This window comes from Muricoccus harenae, assembly GCF_009848505.1.
GTDB classification, from domain to species: domain Bacteria; phylum Pseudomonadota; class Alphaproteobacteria; order Acetobacterales; family Acetobacteraceae; genus Roseomonas; species Roseomonas harenae.
The window spans coordinates 52,583-69,578 of record NZ_WWDL01000006.1 but is presented as its reverse complement, the minus strand read 5'-3'; the positions used below and the strand labels follow the sequence as shown (position 1 = coordinate 69,578).

Annotated in this window: 31 protein-coding genes; all 31 read right to left on the bottom strand. The window is 66.2% G+C overall.

Features of this window, described 5'->3' with window-relative positions:
* Positions 1 to 13 precede the first annotated feature (13 nt).
* Positions 14 to 379 (bottom strand): hypothetical protein, encoded by a 366-nt coding sequence (locus GSE44_RS06660; protein ID WP_159348021.1) that lies wholly within the window; start codon positions 377 to 379, stop codon positions 14 to 16.
* A 116-nt stretch (positions 380 to 495) separates the two neighbouring features.
* Positions 496 to 921 (bottom strand): 50S ribosomal protein L17, encoded by a 426-nt coding sequence (gene rplQ / locus GSE44_RS06655; protein ID WP_159348020.1) that lies wholly within the window; start codon positions 919 to 921, stop codon positions 496 to 498.
* Between the two features lie 30 nt (positions 922 to 951).
* Entirely contained in the window at positions 952 to 1,977 is a 1,026-nt protein-coding gene (locus GSE44_RS06650) for a DNA-directed RNA polymerase subunit alpha (protein ID WP_159348019.1), read from the bottom strand.
* Positions 1,978 to 1,993: 16 nt separating this feature from the next.
* Complete coding sequence (rpsK, locus tag GSE44_RS06645; RefSeq protein ID WP_043835425.1) at positions 1,994 to 2,392, bottom strand: 30S ribosomal protein S11; 399 nt, start codon at positions 2,390 to 2,392, stop codon at positions 1,994 to 1,996.
* A gap of 1 nt (position 2,393) precedes the next feature.
* Positions 2,394 to 2,771: a 30S ribosomal protein S13 gene (gene rpsM, locus GSE44_RS06640; RefSeq protein WP_159348018.1), complete on the bottom strand. Its 378-nt coding sequence runs from the start codon at positions 2,769 to 2,771 to the stop codon at positions 2,394 to 2,396.
* Positions 2,772 to 2,977: 206 nt separating this feature from the next.
* Positions 2,978 to 3,628 carry an adenylate kinase gene (locus tag GSE44_RS06635; protein WP_159348017.1) on the bottom strand — a complete coding sequence of 217 codons (651 nt, stop codon included), beginning with the start codon at positions 3,626 to 3,628 and terminating at the stop codon, positions 2,978 to 2,980.
* Positions 3,625 to 5,013, bottom strand: a complete 1,389-nt coding sequence (gene secY, locus GSE44_RS06630; RefSeq protein WP_159348016.1) for a preprotein translocase subunit SecY — start codon at positions 5,011 to 5,013, stop codon at positions 3,625 to 3,627. The genes GSE44_RS06635 and secY overlap by 4 nt, the downstream gene beginning before the upstream one ends.
* A 94-nt stretch (positions 5,014 to 5,107) precedes the next feature.
* Positions 5,108 to 5,596: a 50S ribosomal protein L15 gene (gene rplO, locus GSE44_RS06625; protein WP_159348015.1), complete on the bottom strand. Its 489-nt coding sequence runs from the start codon at positions 5,594 to 5,596 to the stop codon at positions 5,108 to 5,110.
* A gap of 3 nt (positions 5,597 to 5,599) precedes the next feature.
* Complete coding sequence (gene rpmD, locus GSE44_RS06620; protein ID WP_159348014.1) at positions 5,600 to 5,788, bottom strand: 50S ribosomal protein L30; 189 nt, start codon at positions 5,786 to 5,788, stop codon at positions 5,600 to 5,602.
* Positions 5,781 to 6,452 carry a 30S ribosomal protein S5 gene (gene rpsE / locus GSE44_RS06615; protein ID WP_159348013.1) on the bottom strand — a complete coding sequence of 224 codons (672 nt, stop codon included), beginning with the start codon at positions 6,450 to 6,452 and terminating at the stop codon, positions 5,781 to 5,783. The genes rpmD and rpsE overlap by 8 nt, the downstream gene beginning before the upstream one ends.
* 11 nt (positions 6,453 to 6,463) lie before the next feature.
* Positions 6,464 to 6,826 (bottom strand): 50S ribosomal protein L18, encoded by a 363-nt coding sequence (gene rplR, locus GSE44_RS06610; RefSeq protein WP_159348012.1) that lies wholly within the window; start codon positions 6,824 to 6,826, stop codon positions 6,464 to 6,466.
* On the bottom strand, positions 6,826 to 7,359 hold the full coding sequence (gene rplF / locus GSE44_RS06605) for a 50S ribosomal protein L6 (protein ID WP_159348011.1): 534 nt from the start codon (positions 7,357 to 7,359) through the stop codon (positions 6,826 to 6,828). The genes rplR and rplF overlap by 1 nt, the downstream gene beginning before the upstream one ends.
* A 14-nt stretch (positions 7,360 to 7,373) precedes the next feature.
* Positions 7,374 to 7,772 (bottom strand): 30S ribosomal protein S8, encoded by a 399-nt coding sequence (gene rpsH / locus GSE44_RS06600; RefSeq protein ID WP_159348010.1) that lies wholly within the window; start codon positions 7,770 to 7,772, stop codon positions 7,374 to 7,376.
* Positions 7,773 to 7,784: 12 nt separating this feature from the next.
* Entirely contained in the window at positions 7,785 to 8,090 is a 306-nt protein-coding gene (gene rpsN, locus GSE44_RS06595) for a 30S ribosomal protein S14 (RefSeq protein ID WP_159348009.1), read from the bottom strand.
* Positions 8,091 to 8,156: 66 nt separating this feature from the next.
* The gene (rplE, locus tag GSE44_RS06590; RefSeq protein WP_159348008.1) at positions 8,157 to 8,744 is read right to left on the bottom strand and encodes a 50S ribosomal protein L5; all 588 of its coding nucleotides are present in this window, start codon (positions 8,742 to 8,744) and stop codon (positions 8,157 to 8,159) included.
* Complete coding sequence (rplX, locus tag GSE44_RS06585) at positions 8,741 to 9,055, bottom strand: 50S ribosomal protein L24 (protein WP_159348007.1); 315 nt, start codon at positions 9,053 to 9,055, stop codon at positions 8,741 to 8,743. The genes rplE and rplX overlap by 4 nt, the downstream gene beginning before the upstream one ends.
* Positions 9,055 to 9,423: a 50S ribosomal protein L14 gene (gene rplN, locus GSE44_RS06580; RefSeq protein WP_159348006.1), complete on the bottom strand. Its 369-nt coding sequence runs from the start codon at positions 9,421 to 9,423 to the stop codon at positions 9,055 to 9,057. The genes rplX and rplN overlap by 1 nt, the downstream gene beginning before the upstream one ends.
* Positions 9,420 to 9,737: a 30S ribosomal protein S17 gene (rpsQ, locus tag GSE44_RS06575; RefSeq protein ID WP_159348005.1), complete on the bottom strand. Its 318-nt coding sequence runs from the start codon at positions 9,735 to 9,737 to the stop codon at positions 9,420 to 9,422. Before rpsQ ends, rplN begins: the two co-directional genes overlap by 4 nt.
* Before the next feature lie 18 nt (positions 9,738 to 9,755).
* Positions 9,756 to 9,962, bottom strand: coding sequence for a 50S ribosomal protein L29 (rpmC, locus tag GSE44_RS06570; RefSeq protein WP_159348004.1), 207 nt, complete (start codon positions 9,960 to 9,962; stop codon positions 9,756 to 9,758).
* Between the two features lie 5 nt (positions 9,963 to 9,967).
* A complete protein-coding gene (gene rplP, locus GSE44_RS06565) occupies positions 9,968 to 10,390 on the bottom strand; it encodes a 50S ribosomal protein L16 (protein WP_159348003.1) in 423 nt (140 codons plus the stop codon).
* Between the two features lie 24 nt (positions 10,391 to 10,414).
* A complete protein-coding gene (gene rpsC, locus GSE44_RS06560) occupies positions 10,415 to 11,095 on the bottom strand; it encodes a 30S ribosomal protein S3 (protein ID WP_159348002.1) in 681 nt (226 codons plus the stop codon).
* A 1-nt stretch (position 11,096) separates the two neighbouring features.
* Complete coding sequence (gene rplV / locus GSE44_RS06555) at positions 11,097 to 11,495, bottom strand: 50S ribosomal protein L22 (protein WP_073130838.1); 399 nt, start codon at positions 11,493 to 11,495, stop codon at positions 11,097 to 11,099.
* A gap of 4 nt (positions 11,496 to 11,499) precedes the next feature.
* Positions 11,500 to 11,778: a 30S ribosomal protein S19 gene (rpsS, locus tag GSE44_RS06550; protein WP_159348001.1), complete on the bottom strand. Its 279-nt coding sequence runs from the start codon at positions 11,776 to 11,778 to the stop codon at positions 11,500 to 11,502.
* Positions 11,779 to 11,783: 5 nt separating this feature from the next.
* Complete coding sequence (gene rplB, locus GSE44_RS06545) at positions 11,784 to 12,620, bottom strand: 50S ribosomal protein L2 (RefSeq protein WP_159348000.1); 837 nt, start codon at positions 12,618 to 12,620, stop codon at positions 11,784 to 11,786.
* A gap of 3 nt (positions 12,621 to 12,623) precedes the next feature.
* On the bottom strand, positions 12,624 to 12,920 hold the full coding sequence (locus GSE44_RS06540; RefSeq protein WP_457852160.1) for a 50S ribosomal protein L23: 297 nt from the start codon (positions 12,918 to 12,920) through the stop codon (positions 12,624 to 12,626).
* 26 nt (positions 12,921 to 12,946) lie between these two features.
* Positions 12,947 to 13,567: a 50S ribosomal protein L4 gene (gene rplD / locus GSE44_RS06535; protein ID WP_159347999.1), complete on the bottom strand. Its 621-nt coding sequence runs from the start codon at positions 13,565 to 13,567 to the stop codon at positions 12,947 to 12,949.
* Between the two features lie 10 nt (positions 13,568 to 13,577).
* Positions 13,578 to 14,264, bottom strand: a complete 687-nt coding sequence (gene rplC / locus GSE44_RS06530; protein WP_159347998.1) for a 50S ribosomal protein L3 — start codon at positions 14,262 to 14,264, stop codon at positions 13,578 to 13,580.
* A 20-nt stretch (positions 14,265 to 14,284) separates the two neighbouring features.
* Positions 14,285 to 14,599 carry a 30S ribosomal protein S10 gene (gene rpsJ / locus GSE44_RS06525; RefSeq protein ID WP_159347997.1) on the bottom strand — a complete coding sequence of 105 codons (315 nt, stop codon included), beginning with the start codon at positions 14,597 to 14,599 and terminating at the stop codon, positions 14,285 to 14,287.
* A gap of 1 nt (position 14,600) precedes the next feature.
* Positions 14,601 to 15,788 carry an elongation factor Tu gene (tuf, locus tag GSE44_RS06520; RefSeq protein ID WP_159347984.1) on the bottom strand — a complete coding sequence of 396 codons (1,188 nt, stop codon included), beginning with the start codon at positions 15,786 to 15,788 and terminating at the stop codon, positions 14,601 to 14,603.
* 34 nt (positions 15,789 to 15,822) lie between these two features.
* Positions 15,823 to 16,299 carry a 30S ribosomal protein S7 gene (rpsG, locus tag GSE44_RS06515; RefSeq protein ID WP_159347996.1) on the bottom strand — a complete coding sequence of 159 codons (477 nt, stop codon included), beginning with the start codon at positions 16,297 to 16,299 and terminating at the stop codon, positions 15,823 to 15,825.
* A gap of 11 nt (positions 16,300 to 16,310) precedes the next feature.
* Positions 16,311 to 16,682, bottom strand: coding sequence for a 30S ribosomal protein S12 (gene rpsL / locus GSE44_RS06510; protein WP_073139794.1), 372 nt, complete (start codon positions 16,680 to 16,682; stop codon positions 16,311 to 16,313).
* Between the last annotated feature and the right edge of the window lie 314 nt (positions 16,683 to 16,996).

The window sequence follows — 16,996 nt, the reverse complement described above, 5'->3', positions numbered from 1 at the left end:
GGACGGGTGTCCGCTACTCCGAGCGGAAGGAGCGAAGATCCGGCTTCACCTCCAGGACGGCCTCGGCCAGAGGCGCGGGCCACGGCGCACCGCGCGTCGGGACGGTGAGGCTCGCATAGCCTTCGTCCAGGAGCAGGAGGTACATGCGCTCCGTCTGGCTGTCATAGCCGAGGAAGAGCCCTTCCCGCGCGCAATCGCCGCCGTCGCAAGTCCACCCGAAGACATAGCGGTGCGCCTCGTCCACCTCCAGCTTACCGGGACCGGCGGCGCGCAGATGGCGCAGGATATAGGTCTGCCGCCCTCGCGTGACGGAGCGGAAGACGATCGATAGGTCGGGATGAGCGGCAAGCTTGGCGATGGGCTGCCCCTCCAGCATCACCGGAGAGGGTTCCGGTACAGGCTGGGCAGAAGCAGGCGCTGCGAGCAGGGCGGCCAAAAGCAGAAGGGCGAGTGGTTGCCCACCCGCCCTTTGCCAAAGCTTCCGGTGAGGCGTGTTCACGCCTCGGCCGTCTCTTCCTCCGCCACCTCGGGCTTCGGACCACTGTCCAGCCCCTTGGCGGCCACATCGCGCTCGACTAGCTCAATCACCGCCATTTGCGCGGCATCGCCGTAGCGGATGCCGGCGCGGAGTACGCGCGTGTAGCCGCCGCTACGCGCCGCGTAGCGCGGGGCAAGCGTGTCGAACAGCTTGCGGACCACCGCGGCGTCGCGGATCTGTGCACTCGCCTGACGGCGGGCATGCAGGTCGCCGCGCTTACCCAGGGTGATGATGCGCTCCACATAGGGGCGCAGCTCCTTGGCCTTCGGCAGCGTGGTGGTGATCTGCTCATGCTTGAGCAGGCTGGTCGCCATGTTGCGAAACATGGAGATCCGGTGGGCGGAGGTAACGCCGAGCTTCCGGCCCGAGACCCCGTGACGCATCTGACTACTCGTCCTTCCTTACGCAGCCGCTTAGAACGGCTCGTCGACCTTGCGGGCCAGGTCCTCGATGTTCTCCGGCGGCCAGCCGGACACGTTCATGCCGAGCTGCAGACCCATGGAGGTGAGGACCTCCTTGATCTCGTTCAGCGACTTGCGCCCGAAGTTCGGCGTGCGCAGCATCTCCTGCTCGGACTTCTGAACGAGATCGCCGATATAGACGATGTTGTCGTTCTTCAGGCAGTTCGCCGAGCGGACAGAGAGCTCGAGCTCGTCCACCTTACGGAGCAGGTTACGGTTGAACGGCAGGTCGTCCTCGACCTCGGCGGCTCGCGCCTCGCGCGGCTCGTCGAAGTTGATGAAGAGCTGAAGCTGATCCTGCAGGATACGGGCGGCGAGGGCCACCGCGTCATCCGGCGTAACCGTGCCGTCGGTCTCCACGTTGAGCACGAGCTTGTCGTAGTCCGTGCGCTGGCCAACGCGGGTCGGCTCCACGCGGTAGGCGACGCGTCGCACCGGAGAATAGATGGCGTCCACGGGGATCAGGCCGATCGGCGCGTCCTCGGGGCGGTTCTCAGAAGCCGGGACATAGCCCTTGCCCGTGGCCACGGTCAGCTCGGCATTGAGCTTCGCGCCGTCATCCAGCGTACAGATGACCAGTTCCGGATTGGCGATCTCGATGTCGCCGGTCACCTGGATCTGGCCAGCCGTCACCTCGCCCGGGCCGGTCGCCGTCAGAGAGAGGCGCTTGCTGCCCTCGCCCTGCATGCGGATTGCCAGGCGCTTGATGTTCAGGACAATGTCCGTCACGTCCTCGCGCACACCCGGCAGGCTGCTGAATTCATGCAGCGCGCCATCGATCTGCACCGCGGTCACCGCCGCCCCCTGGAGGGAGGACAACAGCACGCGGCGCAGGGCGTTGCCGAGCGTCATGCCGAAGCCGCGCTCCAGCGGCTCCGCGATGATGGTCGCGTTGCGGGAGGGGTCGTTGCCCCCCTCCACGTCCAGACGCTCGGGCTTGATCAGGGAACGCCAGTTGCGATCCATCACGCCACTCATGGTGGTGATACCCCTGTCAGACGCGGCGCCGCTTGCGAGGGCGGCAGCCATTGTGCGGGATCGGCGTCACGTCCTTGATCGCCGTGACGTAGAAGCCGACGGCCTGCAGGGCACGAAGCGCGCTCTCGCGGCCCGAACCGGGACCGGAGACCATGATCTCCAGCGTCTCCATACCGTGCTCGCGCGCCTTCTTGCCCGCATCCTCAGCCGCGACCTGCGCGGCGTAGGGGGTGGACTTGCGGCTGCCCTTGAAGCCCTGCGACCCCGAAGACGACCAAGCGATGGCGTTGCCCTGGCTGTCCGTGATCGTGACGATCGTGTTGTTGAAGGAGGCGAGGACGTGGGCCACGCCGGAAGAGATGTTCTTCCGTTCCTTCTTGCGGGGGCGGGAGCCCGCGTTCGGCTGACGCGCCATCTTACTTCGTCACCTTCTTCTTGCCGGCGATCGCGACCGCCTTGCCCTTGCGGGTGCGCGCGTTCGTGTGGGTGCGCTGGCCGCGCACCGGCAGACCCCGGCGATGACGCAGGCCACGGTAGCAGGCCATGTCCATCAGCCGCTTGATGTTCATCGCCACCTCGCGGCGGAGGTCACCCTCCACGCGGTAGTCGCGATCGAGCGTCTCGCGAAGGCGAAGCAGCTCGTCCTCGGAGAGCTGGTTCACGCGGCGCTCCTCGGGGATGCCGAGCTTCGCGCAGATGTCGGCCGCATTCTTGGGGCCAATACCAAAGATATAGCGCAGCGAAATGTGCACGCGCTTGTTGTCGGGGATGTTCACGCCGGCGATGCGCGCCACGTTGCTCTCCTGGAGCCTAACGCTCCGTTCGGGCCGGTCGGTGGAGCCGTCCGGCGAGGTGATCCTGGCCCCACCGCAGCGGCGGCCGGGCCAATCTTGGGTGGACCGATCCTGGGTAGCCCAGGATCAAATCCGTGCAAGCGAAATTGCGGCCGGGTTGGGCCCCGCCGCGAAGAGGGGCGATTTACGGGCTGGACCCTGGAGAGTCAAGCCCCATCGAGGATCGCTTCCAGCTGGCGGGAGACGGTGGCCATATCGGCCATCCCGTCCACGTGCCGGAGCTTCCCCTGCGCCGCATAGTAGGGCAGCAGCGGCGCGGTCTGGCGGTGGTAGGCCTCGAGCCGTGCCGCAACCGTCTCGGCCTTGTCATCGGCCCGCCGAGTGAACTCATGGCTGCCGCACACATCACAGACGCCGGCAACCTGGGTCGGCTTGAAGCGGTCATGGTAGCCGGCGCCGCAGGCCGAGCAGGTGAAGCGACCGGCGATGCGCTCAACCAGCGCCCCGTCATCCACCTTCAGCTCGATCACGTGGTTCAGCGCCAGGCCCATCTCAGCCAGCATCACGTCCAGCGCTTCAGCCTGGGGCACGGTGCGGGGAAAGCCGTCCAGGATAAAACCGCTGGCGCAATCGGGCTTCTGCACCCGCATGGCGAGCATGGCCGTGATTATGGCGTCTGGGACGAGCTCGCCACGCTCCATGATCGCCTTGGCCTCGTTGCCAATCGTGGAGCCCGACTTCACCTCCGCCCGAAGCATGTCGCCGGTCGAGATCTGGGCGATCCCGTGCCGGTCCTGCAGTGCCTTCGCCTGCGTCCCCTTCCCCGCTCCCGGCGGGCCCAGAAGGATCAGGTTCATCGGCGGGGGCTCCCTCCGCGCGGGGTGACGGGGCTGGGTCCGGGGCCGCGGCCGCCGAGACGGGACTTCTTGATGAGCCCCTCATACTGATGCGCAAAGAGATGCGACTGCACCTGCGCCACGGTGTCCATGGTGACGGACACGATGATGAGGAGGCTGGTGCCGCCGAAGTAGAAGGGCACGCCGTACTGGCTGATCAGGAATTCCGGGATCAGGCAGACGATGCAGAGATAGATGGCGCCGACCAGGGTCAGCCGGGTCAGCACGCGGTCGAAATACTCGGCCGTGGCCGCGCCCGGGCGGATGCCGGGAACGAAGCCGCCATACTTCTTCAGATTGTCCGCCGTCTCCTGCGGGTTGAAGACGACCGCCGTGTAGAAGAACGCGAAGAAGATGATGAGGGCCACATAAAGGCCCATATAGAGCGGCTGCCCATGCGCCAGCAGCGCGGCGGCACGAGTGATCCAGGTGTCCTCCCCCTGGGTCGCGGCAAAGCCGGAGAAGGTGGCTGGCAGCAGGAGCAGCGATGAGGCGAAGATCGGCGGGATGACCCCGGCAGTGTTCAGCTTCAGCGGCAGGTGCGTGGAGTCGCCGCCGAACATGCGGTTGCCTACCTGGCGCTTCGGGTACTGCACGGGGATCTTCCGCTGCGCCCGCTCGATGAAGACCACGAAGGCGATCACGGCCAGGGCCATCAGCAGGAAGAAGATGATGAAGAAGGGCGACAGGGCGCCGGTCCGGCCCAGTTCCAGCGTGGAGATCAGCGCATGGGGCAGGTTCGCGACGATGCCCGCGAAGATGATCAACGAGATGCCGTTACCGACGCCGCGCGCCGTGATCTGCTCGCCAAGCCACATCAGGAACATCGTGCCACCAACCAGGGTGGTGATGCACGAGACGCGGAAGAACAGGCCAGGATCCAGCACGGCGGCACCGAAATTCCCGCGCATGCCCTCAAGCCCGACGGCAATGCCATAGGCCTGGAAGAAGGCAATCAGGACGGTCAGGTAGCGCGTGTACTGGTTCAGCTTCTTCCGGCCCGATTCACCCTCCTTCTTGAGGGCTTCCCAGGACGGAATGGCGGCCGACATCAGCTGCACGATGATCGAAGCCGATATGTAGGGCATGATGTTCAGGGCGAAGACGGTCATCCGCCCAAGCGCACCGCCCGTGAACATGTCGAACATGCCGAGGATGCCGCCGCCATGCTGCGACAGGATCTCGGCCATCACCGCCGCATCCACCCCCGGCACCGGGATGTAGGTGCCCAGGCGGTAGACGATCAACGCACCCAGGGTGAACCAGAGCCGCTTCTTCAGCTCGGTCGCGCGGGAGAGCACGCCGAGGTTGAGATTGGCCGCGAGCTGCTCGGCGGCGGACGCCATGGGGATGACCCTCTCTCACGACTACGGCGCCGGGGGAGAGCCCGCGGCGCCGCAGAACAGTCTAACAGTCAGGTAGTGGTCAGAGCCACCGCGATCAAGCGGAGGGCGCTTCCTCGGCCGCAACCTCGCGGACCGTGACGCTGCCGCCGGCGGCCTCAACCGCCGCGATGGCAGCGGCCGAAGCCCCGGCCACGGAGACGGTCACCGCGCGCTTGATCTCGCCCTTGGCCAGGAGGCGGACGCCCGCCTTCTTGCCGATGCGGACCAGGCCAGCCTTGACCAGCGCCGCTTCGTCAACCACCTCACCAGCCGGGAGGACGCCGCTCTCGATCGCCTTGTCCAGCGAGCCGAGATTGATGACGGCGTATTCCTTGCGGAACAGGTTATGGAAGCCGCGCTTCGGCAGACGGCGGTACAGCGGTAGCTGGCCACCCTCGAAGCCGTTCAGCGACACGCCGGTCCGGGCCTTCTGACCCTTGACGCCGCGCCCACCGGTCTTGCCCTTGCCGGAGCCGATGCCCCGGCCAATGCGCTTGAACTTCGGGCGGGCGCCCTCGTTGTCGCGCAGTTCATTGAGCTTCATGGTTCAGCCCACCTTCACCAGGTGCGCGACCTTGCGAATCATGCCCTGCACGGCAGGGGTATCCTCAAGCTCGCGCGACCGGTGCATCTTGTTCAGGCCCAGGCCGATCAGCGTCTCGCGCTGGCCGGGCTTGCGGCCGATCGGCGACCCGGTCTGGGTCACCTTCACGGTCTTCTTGACGGACTCAGACATTGGCCGCCTCCGTGGCCGAAGCCGTGCCGGACGCGTTGGCAGCGTCGCCACCACGCGGGCTCGGCAGGAGGTCAGCCACCTTCTTGCCACGACGCGCGGCCACGGCCCGGGGGCTCGAGCAACGGGCCAGGCCGGCGAAGGTCGCCTTGACCATGTTGTGCGGGTTCGTCGTGCCGGTGCACTTGGCAACGACATCGCCCATGCCCAGCACCTCGAACACGGCGCGCATCGGGCCGCCCGCAATGATGCCCGTACCGGCCGGAGCCGCACGGAGAATCACACGGCCGGCGCCGAATTCGCCGATCACGTCGTGATGCAGGGTACGACCCTCGCGCATCGGCACGCGGATCAGGCCGCGCTTGGCCCGCTCCGTCGCCTTGCGGATCGCCTCCGGGACCTCGCGCGCCTTGCCGGCGCCCCAGCCCACCCGACCCTTCTCATCGCCCACGACGACCAGTGCGGCGAAGGAGAAGCGACGGCCACCCTTCACCACCTTGGCGACGCGGTTGATGGTGACGAGCTTGTCCTTGAACTCGTCGTTCTCGCGATCACCGCCACGGTTATCGCGGTTGTCGTCACGCCGGCCGCGGCCGCGGCGGCGGTCGGCGTCGCCGCCACCCTCACCACCCGGACGCGGCGCGTTGGAACGCGGTGCGTATGCCATTCCTCAGCTCCTCAGAACGACAGCCCGCCCTCGCGGGCGCCGTCCGCCAGGGCCTTGACCCGGCCATGGTAGAGATAGGGACCGCGGTCGAAGACCACCTCGGTCACGCCGGCCGCGAGCGCACGCTCGGCCACCAGCTTGCCGATGGTCGTCGCCGCATCGAGGTCGGCGCCGGTCTTGCCGGCCTCGCGCACGGCCTTCTCCAGGGTCGACGCCGCGGCGAGCGTGCGGCCCGCCTTGTCGTCGATGATCTGGGCGTAGATGTGCCGGCCCGAGCGATGGACGGACAGGCGCACGCGCCCGCCGCCCTTCAGCTTGATCTGGTAGCGCGTGCGCGAACGGCGGCGCTGCGTCAGTGCGAGCTTGCTGGCCATTACTTCTTCTTACCCTCCTTCCGGAGGATGGTCTCGTTGTCGTACTTGATGCCCTTGCCCTTATAGGGCTCAGGACCACGATACGCCCGGATCTCCGCCGCGACCTGGCCGACGCGCTGCTTGTCAGCACCCTCGACCTTGATGGCCGTGGGACGCTCGGTCGTGATCTTGATGCCCTCCGGGATCGCGTAACGGATCTCGTGGCTGTAGCCGAGGTTGAGCACCAGCTCCTTCCCCTGCACCGCCGCGCGGTAACCGGTACCGGTGATCTCCATGGACTTCGAGAAGCCCGTGGAGACGCCCACCACCATCCCGTTGATCAGGGAACGCGTGGTTCCCCACATCGTGCGGGCGGCGCGGTCGTCACCACGCGGAGCCACGGCAACCTCGCCGTCGCCGATCGTGACATCAACCTTGTCCGTCAGCGGAAGGCGCAGCTCACCGAGCTTGCCCTTCGCCACGACGGCGTTGTCCTGGATGGTGAGGGTGACGCCGGACGGCACCTTCACCGGATATTTGCCTACGCGAGACATTCCCCTGCCCTCCGTCAGAACACGCGGCAGAGGACCTCGCCGCCGACATTGGCGGCGCGGGCCTCGAGGTCGCTCATCACGCCGCGAGGCGTGGAGAGGATGGAGATGCCGAGCCCGTTATAGAACTTCGGCAGCTCCTTGATCTTGGAGTAGACCCGCCGGCCCGGCTTGGACACGCGGGTGATCTCCTTAATGGCGGGCTCGCCCTCGGCATATTTGAGCTCGATGTCGAGCACCTTGATGCCGGGCCGGAGCTCCTCCGCGCGCCAGGCACGGATGTAGCCCTCGCGCTTCAGAACGTCGAGGACGTCCGAGCGGAGCCGGGATGCGGGGGAAACGACACGCGCCTGACGAGCGCGTTGGCCGTTGCGGATGCGGGTGAGCATGTCACCCAGCGGATCGGAGAGCTGCATTGGCCCCTTACCTTACCAGGAGGCCTTGACGAGACCCGGGATCTGGCCATTCGAGGCCAGCTCCCGGAGCATGTTCCGGCTCAACTTGAACTTACGGTAATTACCGCGGGGACGACCGGTCAGCTCACAGCGCAGGCGAATGCGGTTCTTCGCACCGTTGCGCGGCAGCTGCGCCAGCTTGATCGTCGCCTCGAAGCGGTCCTCAACCGGCAGTTCGCGATCCATCACCACCTTCTTCAGGGCAGCGCGCTTCGCGGCGTGCGCCTTGGAGAGATGAATGCGGTGCTTATTCTTCTCGACTGACGAAGTCTTAGCCATTCGATCAGTATCCTCCGGAACCTGCCCGCCCCCAGCTCAGTGGCTGGGCCGGGCGGTTTTCCAAGATCAGTTGACGAAGGGAAGCTGGAAGCCCTTGAGCAGGGCCTTCGCTTCCTTGTCCGTCTTCGCCGTCGTGACGAAGACGATGTCCATACCGCGGATCGCGTCCACCTTGTCGTAGGCGATCTCGGGGAAGATGATCTGCTCCTTCAGTCCCATGGCGTAGTTGCCACGGCCGTCGAAGCCCTTACCCGAAACACCACGGAAGTCGCGAACGCGCGGCAGCGCGATCGTGACAAGGCGGTCCAGGAACTCGTACATCCGGGCGCGCCGCAGCGTCACCTTCGTGCCGATGGCCTGGCCCTCGCGGATCTTGAAGCCCGCGATCGCCTTCTTCGCCTTGGTCTTCACCGGCTTCTGGCCGGCGATGACGGTCAGCTCAGCGACGGCGGCGTCCAGCTTCTTCTGGTCGCCCGCGGCCTCACCCACGCCCATGTTGATGACGATCTTCTCCAGCTTCGGAACCTCCATGGGGTTCTTATAGCCGAACTCGTCCATCAGGGCCTTGCGGATGCTCGCGAAGTACTCCTGCTGCAGCCGGGGCTGCTCAGCAGCAACGTTCGCGCCCGCGACCTTCTCCTGCGTGTCGCTCATGCGATCACCTCGCCGGAGGCCTTCGCCACCCGGACCTTCTTGTCGCCGTCCATGCGGAAGCCCACGCGGGTCGGCTTGTCGCTCTTCGGATCGATCAGCGCCAGGTTGGAGAGGTCGATCGACGCCTCCTTCTCCTGGATGCCACCCGGCTGGTTCATGCCCTGCGGCTTCGCATGGCGCTTGACCATGTTGATGCCCTGAACGACAGCGCGACCGGTCTCGGTCACGATCTTCAGAACCTCGCCGCGCTTGCCCTTGTCCTTGCCGGTCAGGACCTGAACGCGATCGCCCTTACGGATCTTCGCAGCCATCACAGCACCTCCGGAGCCAGGGAGATGATCTTCATGTAGCGCCGGGCGCGCAGCTCACGCACAACCGGACCGAAGATACGGGTTCCGATCGGCTCGTTCTGCTTGTTGATCAGCACGGCCGCGTTGTTGTCGAAGCGGATGGCAGTGCCGTCCACCCGGCGAACCGGGTAAGCGGTGCGCACGATCACGGCGCGGTGCACTTCACCCTTCTTCACCTTGGCGCGGGGGATGGCGTCCTTGATGGAGACGACGATGATGTCGCCCACCGAGGCGGTTTTCCGCTTCGAGCCGCCCAGCACCTTGATGCACTGGACCCGGCGCGCGCCGGAATTATCGGCCACGTCGAGGTTGGATTCGACCTGGATCATGCCGTCACCTCGGCCGACTTGTCCTCGGGCAACTCGATATTCTCGAGCAACTCATAGGCGGCCGGACGCGCCACGGCATCGCCGTTGCGCTGAACCACCAACCAGGACTTGCGCTTGGAGATCGGCCGGCACTCCTCGATCGCCACCGTGTCGCCTTCGCGGCACAGGTTCGTCTCGTCATGCGCAGCGTACTTCTTCGAACGCCGGATGAACTTCTTGTAGAGCGGGTGCATCACGCGACGCTCGACCAAGACCGTGACGGTCTTGTCCTGCTTGTCGCTCGTAACCCGCCCGGTGAGGACTCGCTTCGGCATCTGCCGCGGTCTCCTCTCTCAGGACTTCTGGGAAGCGCGGGCCTGCTGGCCCAGCACCGTCTTAACACGGGCGATGTCCCGGCGCACAGCCCGGATACGCCCAACCGCCTCAAGCTGACCGGTAGCCCGCTGAAAGCGCAGGTTGAACTGCTCCTTCCGCAGGTCGAGCAGCATGGTCTTCAGCTCGTCCGGGGTCTTGCCGCGGACATCCGCGATCTTCGTCATCGCCTTCAGGCCTCCGCCGCGCCCAAACGGGCCACGACCTTCGTCTTGATCGGCAGCTTGGCGGCACCGAGGGCCAGCGCCTCACGCGCCGTCTCCTGGCTCACGCCGTCGATCTCGAACATGATGCGACCCGGCTTGATCCGAGCCACCCAGTACTCGGGCGCGCCCTTGCCCGAACCCATGCGGACTTCCGCGGGCTTCGTGGACACGGGCAGGTCCGGAAAGATCCGGATCCACACGCGCCCCTGGCGCTTCATGGCGCGGGTGATCGCGCGGCGAGCCGCCTCGATCTGCCGGGCGGTCACCCGCTCCGGCTCCAGCGCCTTCAGGCCGTAGCCGCCGAAGGACAGGGTGAAACCGCCCTTGGCCAGCCCCTTGATGCGGCCCTTGTGGGCCTTACGATACGTCGTGCGCTTCGGCGACAACATGTTACGTGTTCCTCAGCCCGTCGCTCAGCGCTGCGGCGCCTGCTCGGCGGCGCGCTTGTCCTGCGCCATCGGGTCGTGCGCCATAACCTCGCCCTTGAAGATCCATACCTTCACACCACAGGTGCCATAGGTGGTCTTCGCGGTCGCCACACCGAAGTCGATATCGGCACGGAGCGTGTGCAGGGGCACGCGGCCCTCGCGGTACCACTCCATGCGCGCAATCTCCGCGCCGCCCAGGCGACCACCGCAGTTGATACGGATGCCGCCGGCGCCGAGCCGCATCGCGGACTGCACGGCGCGCTTCATGGCGCGACGGAAAGCCACGCGGCGCTCCAGCTGCTGCGCGATGCTCTCAGCCACCAGCGTGGCATCCAGCTCCGGCTTGCGGATCTCGACGATGTTCAGCGCCACCTCGGCACCGGCCATCTTGGCCAGGTCCTTGCGCAGCACCTCGATGTCGGCGCCCTTCTTGCCGATCACGACGCCCGGGCGGGCGGCATGGATCGTCACGCGGGGCTTCTTGGCCGGACGCTCGATCACGACCTTGGCCACGCCGGCGCCCTTGAGGCGATCGCGCAGCGTCTTGCGCAGCTTCAGGTCGTCATGGAGCAGGCCGGCATAGTCGGCGTCGCCGGCATACCAGCGGCTGTCCCAAGTGCGATTGATGCCGAGCCGGAGCCCGATCGGATTGACTTTATGACCCATCTTACGCGGCCTCCTCGGCCACCGGCGCCGGCTGCTGCTCGGCGACGACGATCTTCAGGTGGCTGAACCACTTCTCGACGCGGGCGGCCTTGCCGCGGCCGCGCGCCTGGAAGCGCTTCATGACAATCGAACGGCCCACTTCCACGCGCGCAACCACTAGCTTGTCGACATCGAGGCTGTGATTGTTCTCGGCGTTGGCGATGGCGCTCTCGAGCGTCTTCTTCACCGTGTCGGAAATACGACGCTTGCTGAAGGTCAGCACGGCAACGGCATCCGAGGCGGCGCGCCCACGGATGAGGCCGGCGGCCAGGTTCAGCTTGCGCGGCGAGACGCGGATATTCCGCGTCACGGCCTGCGCCTCGGTCTCGGCGAGGCTCCGCTCGTGCTTCGGCTTGCTCATCGGATCAGCCCCGCTTCGCCTTCTTGTCCGACGAGTGGCCGGTGAAGGTACGCGTCGGCGAGAACTCGCCGAACTTGTGACCCACCATGTTCTCGGACACTTGGACGGGGATGAACTTCTTGCCGTTGTAGACACCGAAGACCAGCCCGACGAACTGCGGCAGGATCGTGCTGCGGCGGGACCAGATCTTGATGACCTCGTTCCGGCCGGAGTTCCGCGCCGTCTCCGCCTTGTTCAGCAGGTAGCCGTCGACGAACGGCCCCTTCCATACGCTGCGCGACATCGCGGTCAGCCCTTCTTCGCGGTGCGCCGACGGACGATGAGACGATCCGTGCGCTTGTTGGTGCGGGTCTTGTAACCCTTGGTCGGCTTGCCCCACGGCGTGACCGGATGGCGACCGCCCGAGGTCCGGCCCTCACCACCACCATGCGGGTGATCGACCGGGTTCATGACGACACCGCGGTTATGCGGACGGAAGCCCATCCAGCGCCTGCGCCCAGCCTTGCCGAGCTGCTGATTGGAGTTGTCCGGGTTGGACACCGCGCCGATGGATGCCAGGCACTCGGCACGGAGAAGCCGCACCTCGCCAGACATCAGCTTGACCTGGGCGTAGCCCGCGTCCTTGCCGACCAGCTGGCAGTAGGTGCCAGCCGAACGGGCAATCTTCGCACCGGCGCCCGGCTTCATCTCCAGCGCGTGCACGATTGTGCCCACGGGGATGGAGGCCAATGGCATCGCGTTGCCCGGCTTGATGTCTACGCGGTCGCCCGCAATCACCGTGTCGCCCGCCTTCAAGCGCTGCGGCGCGATAATGTAGGACAGCTCACCATCTTCGTACTTCAGGAGCGCGATCCAGGCGGTACGGTTCGGGTCGTATTCCAGCCGCTCGACCGTCGCGGGCACGTTGAACTTCGTGCGGCGCTTGAAGTCGACATAGCGGTAGGACTGCTTGTGTCCACCGCCCCGGAACCGGACCGTCGTGCGGCCATGATTGTTGCGGCCGCCGGAGTGGCTCTTGCCCTCCGTCAGCTGCTTGACCGGCTTGCCCTTCCACAGCTCGGACTTGTCAACGAGGACAGTCCCGCGGAGGCTAGGGGTGACCGGATTAAAATGCTTCAGCGCCATGGCTTACGCGAGCCCCGTCGTCAGATCGATGCTCTGGCCCTCGGCCAGGCTGACGATCGCCTTCTTCCAATCGGACCGCTGGCCAGGACGGCCGCGGAACCGCTTGGACTTGCCCTTCACCACCACCGTGTTCACGGCGGTGACGTTCACGCCGAAGAGACCCTCGACGGCGGCCTTGATCTCAGGCTTCGTCGCGTCCAACGTCACCTTGAACGTGACCTGACCGGTCTCGTTCAGGATGGTCGCCTTCTCGGTGATAACCGGGGCCACGACGATCTGGTACATCCGCTCCTGCGAGATGACCGGCTTCTTGGTCTGCGCCTCGCTCACGACAGACGCTCCTTCAGGGCCTCGACACCCGCCCGGGTAACCACGAGCACGTCGTGGCGGACGATGTCGTACACATTGGCGCCGACCGTCGGCATCACCTGGATCTTCGGCAGGTTCCGCGCAGCGCGGACCAGCCCCTCATCCGGGGTGGCATCGAACACCAGCGCGCTGGTCCATCCGAGGGCCTTGACCTGGGCGGCGAGGGTCTTCGTCTTGGCGGCCTCACCCGGCGCCGCGGCGTCGAGCACCACCAGCTTGCCGGTCGCGGCCTTCTCGCTCAGCGCGCTGATCAGGCCCAGCTTCCGGACCTTCTTCGGCAGGCTGTATTCGTGGCTGCGCACGACCGGGCCGTGGACCGCACCACCGCCGCGGAACTGCGGCGCGCGGAGCGAACCCTGGCGGGCGTTACCCGTGCCCTTCTGGCGGTAGGGCTTCTTGGTGGTCCCGGAGACCTCGCCTAGACCCTTCACCTTATGCGTCCCGGCGCGGCGCTTCGCGAGCTGCCAGTGCACGACCCGCGCCATGATGTCGGCGCGCGGCTCGGCGCCAAACACCTCGGAGGGGAGCTCGATCTCGCCGGCCTCGGCGTTGTCGAGCGTGATGACCTTCACCTGCATCACCCGATCCTCAAGCCGACGCCGTCGGATACGGCGCGTCGGCATGGCGCTTCCGCTTCACGGCGTCGCGCACCATCACCCAGCCATTCGCGGAACCGGGAACGGCGCCCTTCACGAAAAGCAGACCCTTCTCAATGTCGACGCCCGCCACTTCCAGGTTCTGGGTGGTGACACGCTCGACGCCGAGATGGCCAGCCATCTTCTTGTTCTTGAAGACCTTGCCCGGATCCTGACGGTTACCGGTCGATCCGTGGGAACGGTGGCTAATCGACACGCCGTGAGAGGCCTCGAGGCCCGAGAAGTTCCAGCGCTTCATCGCGCCGGCAAACCCCTTGCCCTTCGTGATCCCCGTTACGTCGATCTTTTGGCCCTTCACGAAGTGCGCAGGGGAGAGCTTCGCGCCCGCCTCCAGCACCGCATCGTCAGCCGTGCGGAACTCGATCACCTTTGCCGGCGCCTCAACGCCAGACTTGGCAAAGTGTGCGCGGTTCGGCTTCGAAACGTTCTTTGGCTTGGCGTGCCCTGCGCCGAGCTGGACAGCCGTGTACCCGTCCTTGTCGGTGGAGCGCACCGCCACGACGCGAACGTCATCCACGTGCAGCAGCGTCACCGGCACGGTGGAGCCGTCCTCGTTGAAGAGCCGGGACATGCCCAGCTTCCGGGCGATCAGGCCAGTGCGGCCATCTTTCGCGGCCATGGTGTATGCGCCCCTCAGACTCAGATCTTGATCTCGACGTCCACACCGGAGGCCAGGTCGAGCTTCATCAGCGCGTCCACGGTCTGCGGAGTGGGGTCGACGATGTCCAGAAGGCGGCGATGGGTCCGGATCTCGAACTGCTCGCGCGACTTCTTATCGACATGCGGGGAACGGTTCACGGTGAACCGCTCGATGTGGGTCGGAAGCGGGATAGGACCCCGCACCCGAGCACCGGTCCGCTTCGCGGTGTTCACGATCTCCCGCGTGCTGCCATCCAGCACGCGGTGATCGAACGCCTTGAGGCGGATCCGGATATTCTGGGCGTCGCCGGCCATCTTACTTCTCGATGCTCGCGACGACGCCGGCGCCGACGGTGCGGCCACCCTCGCGGATGGCGAAGCGCAGGCCTTCATCCATGGCGATCGGGGCGATCAGCTCGACGCTCATCGACACGTTGTCGCCCGGCATGACCATCTCGACGCCTTCCGGCAGCTGCACCACGCCCGTCACGTCGGTCGTGCGGAAGTAGAACTGCGGGCGATAGTTGGTGAAGAACGGCGTGTGACGGCCACCCTCCTCCTTCGTCAGCACATACGCCTCGGCCTTGAACTTGCTGTGCGGCTTGATCGAGTTCGGGGCCGCCAGAACCTGGCCGCGCTCCACGTCCTCGCGCTTCGTGCCGCGCAGCAGCGCGCCGATGTTGTCGCCCGCCATGCCGCTGTCCAGCAGCTTGCGGAACATCTCGACGCCGGTCACCGTCGTCTTCACGGTGTCCTTCAGCCCGACGATCTCGACTTCCTCGCCCACCTTGATGATGCCGCGCTCGACGCGACCGGTCACCACCGTGCCACGGCCCGAGATGGAGAACACGTCCTCCACCGGCATCAGGAACGGACGGTCCACCGCGCGCTCCGGCTGCGGGATGTAGGCGTCGACCGCCTCCATCAGCTTCAGGATCGCCTGCTCGCCGATCTCCGGCTGCTTGTCCTCGAGCGCCATCAGCGCCGAGCCGTGGATGATCGGGATGTCGTCGCCCGGGAACTGATAGGAGGAGAGCAGCTCACGTACTTCCATCTCGACCAGCTCCAGCAGGTCGGGATCGGCCATGTCGACCTTGTTCAGGAACACCACCAGCGCCGGCACACCGACCTGGCGGGCCAGCAGGATGTGCTCGCGGGTCTGCGGCATCGGGCCGTCAGCCGCCGACACCACCAGGATCGCGCCGTCCATCTGCGCCGCACCCGTGATCATGTTCTTCACGTAGTCGGCGTGGCCGGGGCAGTCCACATGGGCGTAGTGGCGGTTGGCCGTCTCGTACTCGACATGCGCCGTCGAGATCGTGATGCCGCGCGCCCGCTCCTCGGGAGCCTTGTCGATCTGGTCATAGGCCGTGAAGGACGCACCGCCCGACTTCGCCAGAACCTTCGTGATCGCAGCCGTCAAAGACGTCTTGCCATGGTCCACATGGCCGATCGTCCCGATGTTGCAGTGCGGCTTGTTCCGCTCGAACTTCGCCTTCGCCATTGTCGTGCCTCTGCCCGGATGGGTCTTCTAGGGGTTACCAGCGATAATGGCTGAAGGCCTTGTTGGCCTCTGCCATCCGGTGCGTATCTTCGCGCTTCTTGACGGCGGACCCGCGGTTGTTGGCCGCGTCCATCAGCTCGGCAGAGAGGCGGTCTTCCATCGTATGCTCGCCGCGCTTGCGGGCGGACTCGATAAGCCAGCGGATCGCCAGAGCCTGGCGACGCTCCGGGCGAACCTCGACCGGCACCTGGTAGGTGGCACCGCCGACCCGGCGAGAGCGCACCTCAACGGCCGGCTTCACATTGTCCATGGCTTCATGGAACACCCGCAGCGGGTCGGCTTGCGGGCCGCCACGACGCTTCAGGGTATCCATGGCGCCGTAGACGATCCCTTCGGCGGTGCTCTTCTTGCCGTCATACATGAGCACGTTCATGAAACGGCTGAGCACGACGTCCCCAAACTTCGGGTCCGGCAGGACTTCGCGCTTCTCTGCGCGATGGCGACGCGACATCTCTCAGTTCCTCACTTCGGCCGCTTGGCGCCGTACAGCGAACGCCGCTGGCGACGCTTGGCGATGCCCTGAGTGTCGAGCACGCCGCGCAGAATGTGGTAGCGAACGCCCGGAAGGTCCTTCACGCGGCCACCGCGGATCAGGACGACCGAGTGCTCCTGAAGGTTGTGCCCCTCACCCGGGATGTAGCTCACCACCTCGTAGCCGTTCGTCAGGCGCACCTTGGCGACCTTACGAAGAGCCGAGTTCGGCTTCTTCGGCGTGGTGGTGTAAACCCGTGTGCAGACACCGCGCTTCTGGGGGCAGCTCTGCAGGGCCGGCACCTTGTTGCGGCTCGGCTTCGGCTCGCGCCCCTGCGCGATAAGCTGGTTGATCGTCGGCATGACGCCCCTTCGTGACCCGTCTCTGTGGCTGACCAATCCGCATCCAAGCGAAGGCGCCCGCCAAGCCGCATATGCGGCCCTGCGGGCTACTTCCCGCCCCCGGCCTGGCCCGCCCACCGAAGCTAGGCTTCAATCTGGGGCGGAGGCATCGGCGACGCTGAATGGTCGTCCAAACTCGTTCGAACCCGTGGCGCTGCCGATGGGGTTCGTGGAGGGCCGGACACGTACCCCCCCTCACCCCATGAGTCAAGCGCTTTAGGGCCCTTGGAAATGGCCGGAGCCGAGGTTGCTGCCCCCTGCCCCGTCCGAAGCCC

Excerpts from the sequence above, each read along its gene's own strand:
- rplQ (WP_159348020.1), bottom strand. The coding sequence starts at position 921 with ATGCGTCACGGGGTCTCGGGCCGGAAGCTCGGCGTTACCTCCGCCCAC.
- GSE44_RS06650 (WP_159348019.1), bottom strand. The coding sequence starts at position 1,977 with ATGAGTGGCGTGATGGATCGCAACTGGCGTTCCCTGATCAAGCCCGAG.
- rpsK (WP_043835425.1), bottom strand. The coding sequence starts at position 2,392 with ATGGCGCGTCAGCCGAACGCGGGCTCCCGCCCCCGCAAGAAGGAACGG.
- GSE44_RS06635 (WP_159348017.1), bottom strand. The coding sequence starts at position 3,628 with ATGAACCTGATCCTTCTGGGCCCGCCGGGAGCGGGGAAGGGGACGCAG.
- secY (WP_159348016.1), bottom strand. The coding sequence starts at position 5,013 with ATGGCGTCCGCCGCCGAGCAGCTCGCGGCCAATCTCAACCTCGGCGTG.
- rplO (WP_159348015.1), bottom strand. The coding sequence starts at position 5,596 with ATGAAGCTCAATGAACTGCGCGACAACGAGGGCGCCCGCCCGAAGTTC.
- rpmD (WP_159348014.1), bottom strand. The coding sequence starts at position 5,788 with ATGTCTGAGTCCGTCAAGAAGACCGTGAAGGTGACCCAGACCGGGTCG.
- rpsE (WP_159348013.1), bottom strand. The coding sequence starts at position 6,452 with ATGGCATACGCACCGCGTTCCAACGCGCCGCGTCCGGGTGGTGAGGGT.
- rplR (WP_159348012.1), bottom strand. The coding sequence starts at position 6,826 with ATGGCCAGCAAGCTCGCACTGACGCAGCGCCGCCGTTCGCGCACGCGC.
- rplF (WP_159348011.1), bottom strand. The coding sequence starts at position 7,359 with ATGTCTCGCGTAGGCAAATATCCGGTGAAGGTGCCGTCCGGCGTCACC.
- rpsH (WP_159348010.1), bottom strand. The coding sequence starts at position 7,772 with ATGCAGCTCTCCGATCCGCTGGGTGACATGCTCACCCGCATCCGCAAC.
- rpsN (WP_159348009.1), bottom strand. The coding sequence starts at position 8,090 with ATGGCTAAGACTTCGTCAGTCGAGAAGAATAAGCACCGCATTCATCTC.
- rplE (WP_159348008.1), bottom strand. The coding sequence starts at position 8,744 with ATGAGCGACACGCAGGAGAAGGTCGCGGGCGCGAACGTTGCTGCTGAG.
- rplX (WP_159348007.1), bottom strand. The coding sequence starts at position 9,055 with ATGGCTGCGAAGATCCGTAAGGGCGATCGCGTTCAGGTCCTGACCGGC.
- rplN (WP_159348006.1), bottom strand. The coding sequence starts at position 9,423 with ATGATCCAGGTCGAATCCAACCTCGACGTGGCCGATAATTCCGGCGCG.
- rpsQ (WP_159348005.1), bottom strand. The coding sequence starts at position 9,737 with ATGCCGAAGCGAGTCCTCACCGGGCGGGTTACGAGCGACAAGCAGGAC.
- rpmC (WP_159348004.1), bottom strand. The coding sequence starts at position 9,962 with ATGACGAAGATCGCGGATGTCCGCGGCAAGACCCCGGACGAGCTGAAG.
- rplP (WP_159348003.1), bottom strand. The coding sequence starts at position 10,390 with ATGTTGTCGCCGAAGCGCACGACGTATCGTAAGGCCCACAAGGGCCGC.
- rpsC (WP_159348002.1), bottom strand. The coding sequence starts at position 11,095 with ATGGGTCATAAAGTCAATCCGATCGGGCTCCGGCTCGGCATCAATCGC.
- rplV (WP_073130838.1), bottom strand. The coding sequence starts at position 11,495 with ATGAGCAAGCCGAAGCACGAGCGGAGCCTCGCCGAGACCGAGGCGCAG.
- rpsS (WP_159348001.1), bottom strand. The coding sequence starts at position 11,778 with ATGTCGCGCAGCGTATGGAAGGGGCCGTTCGTCGACGGCTACCTGCTG.
- rplB (WP_159348000.1), bottom strand. The coding sequence starts at position 12,620 with ATGGCGCTGAAGCATTTTAATCCGGTCACCCCTAGCCTCCGCGGGACT.
- rplD (WP_159347999.1), bottom strand. The coding sequence starts at position 13,567 with ATGCAGGTGAAGGTCATCACGCTCGACAACGCCGAGGCCGGCGAGATC.
- rplC (WP_159347998.1), bottom strand. The coding sequence starts at position 14,264 with ATGGCCGCGAAAGATGGCCGCACTGGCCTGATCGCCCGGAAGCTGGGC.
- rpsJ (WP_159347997.1), bottom strand. The coding sequence starts at position 14,599 with ATGGCCGGCGACGCCCAGAATATCCGGATCCGCCTCAAGGCGTTCGAT.
- tuf (WP_159347984.1), bottom strand. The coding sequence starts at position 15,788 with ATGGCGAAGGCGAAGTTCGAGCGGAACAAGCCGCACTGCAACATCGGG.
- rpsG (WP_159347996.1), bottom strand. The coding sequence starts at position 16,299 with ATGTCGCGTCGCCATCGCGCAGAGAAGCGCGAAGTCCTGCCGGACCCG.
- rpsL (WP_073139794.1), bottom strand. The coding sequence starts at position 16,682 with ATGCCGACGATCAACCAGCTTATCGCGCAGGGGCGCGAGCCGAAGCCG.